Origin of the sequence: Embleya sp. NPDC056575 (assembly GCF_042793325.1) — a bacterium.
Lineage (GTDB): Bacteria > Actinomycetota > Actinomycetes > Streptomycetales > Streptomycetaceae > Embleya.
Window position 1 is genome coordinate 290,682 of sequence record NZ_JBHTVA010000002.1, and the last position, 6,493, is coordinate 297,174.

A 6,493-nucleotide genomic window follows, 5' to 3' on the forward strand; every position below is an offset into this window, starting at 1 on the left:
GTCGACTTCGGACCGGTCAGACCGGCACGCGGCGCAAGCGGGCCAGGGCCGGGGCGCCGACGCGCCCGCCCGGGGTGCCGCGCTGGGTTCGTGGGTCGGTTGTGCTGCCGGGTCGGGACTCGACGAGGATCGGCCGGCCGGAGATCTGTTGGGTGTCGTGGGCGTCGACATCCCGCGCGGTCCCGTCGAGGAACAGGATCCGGTTCTCGCGGCGGCCGATCGGGATGTCGGCGGTGCCCGCGTGCGTCCACACGATGCGGGCTCGGCGTGGGGTGCCGAGCTCGTCGGGGACGAGGAACTCGCACTGCCACACGTTCTCGGGGAGGCCGACCCCCCGGCCGTGGCCGCAGGCGTCGACCCGGGCTTGGGCGAGCCACTGTTGGAGGCGGGCGGTGAACAGTCCGGCCCTGGTGGGCGGTTGCCCTTCGGCCTGCACGACTATGGGGATCTTGCCGTTGCCCCACGCGTAGAAGTACATGCGTCGCAGGTCGCGGTTTCGGGCGTACAACCCGGTGAGGTAGAAACGCACCGCGTAGTCGGCGGCGGTGTCCTCGTCGAGAGGATCGTCGAGCGGCAGCGTCTGCGTGGTGCCGGTGTTCCACAGGGGCAGGTGGTAGCCGGCCCGCTGGAAGGTCCGGTCGACGCCGCGGACGGCTTCGAGCATGGTCTCGGGCGGGTCCGTGATCTGCCGCTGGTAGAGCTTGACACCCGCCGCGTCGCAGTACTGGTAGCCGCCCGCGGCGGCGAACCGCAGCAGGAAGTCGTGCGACTCGGGCTTCCACAACTCGGTCACCGACGGACACACCACCGTCGCGCCGGGGTCCTCGGCGCGGATGACGGCGCTCGCCCGGCGGGTCATCTCCACCAACGCCTCGACGCTGCCGTTGTAGTGGTGGGGGTGGTTGGCGGCCACCCACAGCTCGTACGCGTCGATGCGATCACCGGCGTGCCGGACGAGGGCGCGCACGAAGTCGTCCCAGTCCGCCGGGACTTCGGGCGGTGCGGCGCGCGAGCCGTCCGGATACGGCGCCTTGCGCGCCTCGGGCGCGGCCCAGGCCGGTGTACCGCCGAAGACGAAGAGCGTGTCGAGGCCCTGCCGGTCCGCCCCGGCGAGCAGCCGGTCGAGGGTCGACCAGTCGAATTCGCCGCGCCGGGGCTCCAGTTGCGCCCAGCGGGTCTCGCTGTCCCACAGCCGCAACGCGCCGACCCGGAACGACGGCATCGCGCCCGACGAACTGTTCATGGTGACGCCGAACAGCTCGGGACCGACCGGTTCCGGGCTCCGGGTCCAGCCGACCGCATCGATCGGCGTGACGGCGGCCGGGTGCCCGGGCGTTCGCGGAGGGCGGTCGGAGGCCATCGCGAGGACGATCAGAACCAGGCCGAGGGCCGCGAGAGCGCGGACCGACGGCCGGCGACGCCGAAGGCGCCCGGCGGGGGCGATCACCTCGGGTGATGTCGGTGTGGGCGCGGACTCGGTGACCCGTGCCGGCAACGGTGTCGCGGCACGGACTTGTACATCACCCGGCGCCGCGGCCGGCACCGGCTGCGTGTCGTGGTCGTCGTCCGGGTCGGCGTCGTCCTCGGGATCCGGATCCGGGCCGGTCGCGATACTCCACTCGCGCAGCAACGCCGCCACGTCGTCCGGCGCCGCCCCGCACTCCTTGGCAAGCCGGACCACCACGTCGTAATCCGGTGGCACCGCCCGCCCGCTGCAATACCGGTGCAGCGACGAACTGCTGGTGAAGACCCGCCGGCCCAACTCGTGGTAGCTCAGTCCGCTGCGTCCTTTCAACGCGGCCAACCGATCCGCCAAAGCGCGGCCCGCTTCCGCCCTGTCCACGCGCCCCCCGTGGTTTGCTCCGACTCGCGGACAAGTATGGCAAAGCAGGGCGGCACGGCTGCCGGTTCCGGCTCGGCCCGACTCAGCCCCGGTCGGTCTCCACGACGTGGATCGTGAACGGTTGCCTGTCGTTTTCGGGGTTCCGGTCGTCCTCGCCGCGGACCGCGACGTAGCCGCCGGTCAGGTCGCCGATGGGAACGGTGTCGGCGATCCGTACCGGGACGACCGCCGGGGCGATGCGAAACCGCGGCTGACCGGCGGGGAAGACGCAGCGCACCCGGTGGCCGTTCTGGAACACGGCGCAGTCCTCCGGGAAGAATGGGCCCTCGGGCGTCACGCCCTCCGGCAGCGTGATCACCACGGTGAACGGTGAGGCCGTCCGGTCCGGCCCGGCGTTGTTGATCAAAGCGTGCACCGTGGTCGTGCCGCCCGGCGCGGCGGAGTCCGGATCGATCCGGACCACCTCCAGGTCGGAACCCGACGCACGAACCGGCGCCGCGGCCGGCACCGAGGCCGGCTCCGTGACCGGGGGAGCGACGGCACAGGCCTGCCCGGCGGTCAGCACCACCAGCGCGGAGCCCATCGTCAGCGACCGCCCGACGAACCCTCGCATCGACCCGTTGCGCGACATCGCCGCTCACCCTGCTCTCTGTGTCCGTTCGTACGCCCCGCATCGTCGAGGGCCCGTCCGGGCCGAGCGTGGTCGATCCGCACGCGGGCGTCCGAGCGACCCGCCCTCGGGTCGCTCGAACGGGCGAAGGCGAACACCGGACGGTGGTACCGCATCCACGGCGCGACCATGCGCAGGACGCCGCGGTCGGCGGCGGATCCGCCGGTCCGCACAGTCGTGTGCCGGGGCCCACGTCCACGATGTGCTCCAGGCTGTTCCGGACCTGCTCTCTCGAACGAACACCCAAGCCGCAGGCCGTACTTGCCCCTGCGCAATCCCGGGCGTCGCGGCCGTGGCGGTCCCGGACGCGCGGGTGCGAATCCCGGAGCCGAGGGCTCCCGTGGTGCATGCTTGTCCGATGGAAACGCCTGAGCTCGCGCTCTCTCGCGCCCCTGCCGCGTACGCCTGCATGATCGTCCGCAAACCCGCCGAGGAGGTGTTCCGCGCCTTCGCCGACCCGGCTGTGACCTCCCGGTTCTGGTACAGCAAGAGCAGCGGGCCCATGGTTGCGGGCGCCGAGTTGCAGTGGGAGTGGCAGACGTACGGTGCATCGGCCGAAGTCCGGGTCAAAGAGGTTCGGGACGCCCGGCTGATCCGGTTCGAGTGGGGCAACTACGGGCAGCCGACCACCGTCGAGCTGCGGTTCACCCCGCGCGGGGAAGGAGCCACGTTCGTCGAGGTCACCGAGACCGGTTTCGAGGGCTCGGGCGACGACGCCGTGCGCTGGGTGAACGACACCGTCGGCGGATTCGCCACAGCCCTGTGCGCGATGAAGGCCCTGTTGGAATACGACATCGAACTCGGCGCCGTCTCCGACCACCACCCGGCCTGACGGGTTCGGCGGCCCCGATCGGGGCATGGGTGGTGTCGTCGCGCCCCTGTCGCGGCGACCAAGGCCGGAACGCGCTTGGCCACGCCGACGACACCCGCGAAGCCGCCGCCGCCGTATGCTCCCGGATCGAGCCGGCGCCACTGTTTTGACCCAGCGGCGCCGGCCCGTCCCCGGTGGCCCCGGCACGGGGAACAGCCCCTGGTCGAGGCGGACTTCGAGCGCGAAGCCCGCACGGGCCCGTGAACCGCCGACGAGGATCAGGTCGTCGAGGACGAACCGGGACGCGGGCCCGCCGGTCAGTCGATGCCTTCGATGATGCGGAAGTCGCGTTCGTAGCCGTCGGGGAGGGCCGACAGCGCCTTCTGGTATGCCTCGCTCTCATAGGCCGCGACGGCCTGCTCAAAGGTGTCGAACTCGATCAGGACGGCGCGTTGCGTGATTCCGGCCTCGTGGGCGACGACTCGACCGCCGACGGACAGGGTGCGCCCGCCCCCGGCCCGCACGGCCGGACCGGCCAGCTTGTCGTACGCGGTCAGCGTCTCGGCGCCGGAAAGGGCGGGGTAGACACTGACCCAGTAGCCCTTGGCCATGGAAACCTCCTGTGCTCGGTCGGACACGTCCGGCCTCGAATCGACACTCGGATCGATCGATCCCGCCGACGGGTATTGCCATCGGTTGAATCGCCGTATGCGCAGGTTAGGGCTCGATCCGCGGTCGAGGGAAAGACCGGTTCCGGATAGACTCAGAACGGATCGTTATCAATCGGCAGGGAGGGTGCGCGTGGCGCCGGATACGGTGAGCCTGCGGTACTTCCTGGTGCTGGCACAGGAGTTGAACTTCACCCGCGCGGCCGCACGGATCGGTATCGCACAGCCCGCACTCAGCGCCCGGATGCGCCGATTGGAGGCGGAACTCGGTACGGCCCTGCTGGTCCGCAACACGCGTAGCGTCGTATTGACCACTGCCGGTGCGGCATTGGCGGAGTCCGCGCCGCCCGCGCTGGCGGCGCTGGACCGGGCATGGGACACCGCCCGGAGCGCGGCGGCCGGTGAACTGGGCACACTGAGCATCGGATACAGCCTCAGCACCGGGGCCGAGACGGCACCGGCCCTGGTGGACAGGCTGATGCGCGGCAACAGCGGACTCGAGGTCGGCGCGGTCCCGATGGCGACTCCCGAGATCTCCCCCGCGGTCGCCGACGGCCGCATCGATGCCGGGATCACCCGCGGCGAACAGCCGGGCCGTGGCGTGCGCCGGTACCTGCTGCGGCGTCAGCGCATCGGGGTCCAGATGGCGCGGCAACATCCGCTGGCCGAACACCCGGAGATCGAGATCGCGGACGCGGCCGCGTATCCGCTGCGACTCCCGGACCGGGCGACCAACCCCGTGATCCACGATCAGCTGTCCGCACTGTTCCGAGACACCCGACCACACCCCCGATTCCACACGTCCGCGGTCTCTTTCGACATGTCTCAGCGCGACCTGCTCGACGGGGTCACCCTCGCCCCGGCCGGAGAAGCCGCGGTCACGACATCACCGCCCGGCATCACCTGGCGACCGCTGCGGGGCGCGCCCAGCCTGACGATCCACCTGGTCCTCCCCCGCGAACAATCCCCACTGCACCGCCGCATCCGTGCCGTCGCCGAAACCCTGGCGCACGAGCTGCACTGGCTGCCGGACTGACGCGCCGGAGGCGAAGCGAGGCGGGCGCCCGCGGTGGTGCGGCCGAAGACCTCGCGCCCGGCGGACTTCGCGGTGATGACGACGCATCGCCGAAGGCGACCCCGCCGCACGTCGCGCGTACCGGAGACGGTAGAGACGTGGTTGTCGTCGGATGAGAGGACAACAAGACGTGGATGTGTACGAAGCCGTGGACACACGCCGGGCCGTGCGGGCGTTCAGCGACGAGCCGGTGCCCAGGGACGCACTCGAACGGGTGCTGACCGCCGCCACGCGGGCTCCGTCGAGTGGGAACCTCCAGCCGTGGCACGTGTATGTCGTCACCGGCGAGCCGTTGGCCGAACTGAAGAGGCTCGCGACCGCCAGGGCACGGGCGGGCGACCCGGGTGACGAGCGGGAATACCCGATGTACCCGGCCGAACCGGCCTCGATATATCGCGACCGCTTTTCCGCCGCGGCCGCACAACGGTACGCCGCGCTGGGGATCGAGCGCGACGACCCCGACAGGCCCACCCGGATCGCCGCCGTGAACGCGGAGGCGTTCGGCGCACCCGTCGTGCTGTTCTGCTACCTCGACCGGACGATGGGTCCCGGGCAGTGGGGGGACGCGGGCATGTACCTGCAGACGGTCATGCTCTTGCTGAGAGCGGAAGGACTGCACAGCTGTCCGCAGGTGATGTGGACGATGTATCGCAAGACCGTCGGCCACATCGTCGAAGCCGACGACGGGCTCGTGCTGTTCTGCGGTGTCGCGGTGGGATACGAGAGGGAAGGCGTGCCACGGCTGCGCACCGGCCGGGCGGACCTGGCGGAAACCGTGAGCTTCCTGGGAACGTGACCGCCGGCGAAGACGCCCAGGAGACGAGTCGGTGCCGATGGCGCCCGCCGAGCGAAGCGAACACCCAAGGAGAAATGCTCGACCAGGCTCGCTTCTCGGGTTTCAGCCCCGCAGGGTGGTGATGACCTTCTCGATGCGCCGTTGGCGGGTTTCGGGCCTCTTCGCGGTCTCGATGGCGCGCACGTGCTCGCGTTTGTGGCTGTAGGCGAGGTTGTCGTAGGCGGTGCGGGCGACGGGGTCGTCGTCCAGGGCCTGGGCGAAGTCCGGGGGCTCGACTACGACGCGCGGCTCGGTGTCGAGCCTCAGCTCGACCTCGACCTCTTCGCCGATCGCGACACCCGCGGCCCGCCGGTTGGCGTTGCTGAGGCCGAGCAGGTGGCGGCCGCGCAGGAGGGCGACCCGGCTCTTCCAGGAATGGCCGTTGACCGTGATCGTCACGGGCGGCCGCGCGCCTTTGCCGAGCGCCGCGACCACCTCGGGGGGAACTTCCAGGCCCCGCATGGGCTCGGGCGGCTCGACGTGGGACGAGAACTTCATGATCTTTGTCCTTCTCCTGTTGTTCTGCCGGCTTACCGCGACTCGGCCCCGCCGGGCCACGTCCGGAACGGCGCGGCGCGACGCGTGCTGCGC

At 71.0% G+C, this 6,493-nt stretch carries 7 protein-coding genes; 3 read left to right on the forward strand and 4 right to left on the reverse strand.

Going from position 1 to position 6,493, the window contains the following annotated elements; genetic code table 11:
* Nucleotides 1–16: 16 nt before the first annotated feature.
* Together ACFRCG_RS02555 and ACFRCG_RS02560 are read right to left on the reverse strand one after the other, a co-directional pair.
* Nucleotides 17–1,843, reverse strand: a complete 1,827-nt coding sequence (locus ACFRCG_RS02555; RefSeq protein ID WP_380027926.1) for a helix-turn-helix domain-containing protein — start codon at nucleotides 1,841–1,843, stop codon at nucleotides 17–19.
* Between the two features lie 82 nt (nucleotides 1,844–1,925).
* Entirely contained in the window at nucleotides 1,926–2,474 is a 549-nt protein-coding gene (locus ACFRCG_RS02560; protein WP_380027928.1) for a hypothetical protein, read from the reverse strand.
* A 397-nt stretch (nucleotides 2,475–2,871) separates the two neighbouring features.
* Between ACFRCG_RS02560 and ACFRCG_RS02565 the strand changes: the two genes are divergently transcribed.
* Entirely contained in the window at nucleotides 2,872–3,345 is a 474-nt protein-coding gene (locus ACFRCG_RS02565) for an SRPBCC family protein (protein ID WP_380027930.1), read from the forward strand.
* 296 nt (nucleotides 3,346–3,641) lie between these two features.
* On the opposite strand, the gene ACFRCG_RS02570 is transcribed toward ACFRCG_RS02565, so the two are convergent.
* The gene (locus ACFRCG_RS02570) at nucleotides 3,642–3,935 is read right to left on the reverse strand and encodes a DUF1330 domain-containing protein (RefSeq protein WP_380027932.1); all 294 of its coding nucleotides are present in this window, start codon (nucleotides 3,933–3,935) and stop codon (nucleotides 3,642–3,644) included.
* Nucleotides 3,936–4,125: 190 nt separating this feature from the next.
* Between ACFRCG_RS02570 and ACFRCG_RS02575 the strand changes: the two genes are divergently transcribed.
* Both ACFRCG_RS02575 and ACFRCG_RS02580 read left to right on the forward strand, forming a co-directional pair.
* Nucleotides 4,126–5,028, forward strand: a complete 903-nt coding sequence (locus ACFRCG_RS02575; RefSeq protein WP_380027934.1) for a LysR substrate-binding domain-containing protein — start codon at nucleotides 4,126–4,128, stop codon at nucleotides 5,026–5,028.
* Between the two features lie 169 nt (nucleotides 5,029–5,197).
* Nucleotides 5,198–5,863 (forward strand): nitroreductase, encoded by a 666-nt coding sequence (locus tag ACFRCG_RS02580; RefSeq protein ID WP_380027936.1) that lies wholly within the window; start codon nucleotides 5,198–5,200, stop codon nucleotides 5,861–5,863.
* Nucleotides 5,864–5,965: 102 nt separating this feature from the next.
* On the opposite strand, the gene ACFRCG_RS02585 is transcribed toward ACFRCG_RS02580, so the two are convergent.
* Nucleotides 5,966–6,400, reverse strand: a complete 435-nt coding sequence (locus ACFRCG_RS02585) for a YdeI/OmpD-associated family protein (RefSeq protein ID WP_380027937.1) — start codon at nucleotides 6,398–6,400, stop codon at nucleotides 5,966–5,968.
* Nucleotides 6,401–6,493: the final 93 nt, after the last annotated feature.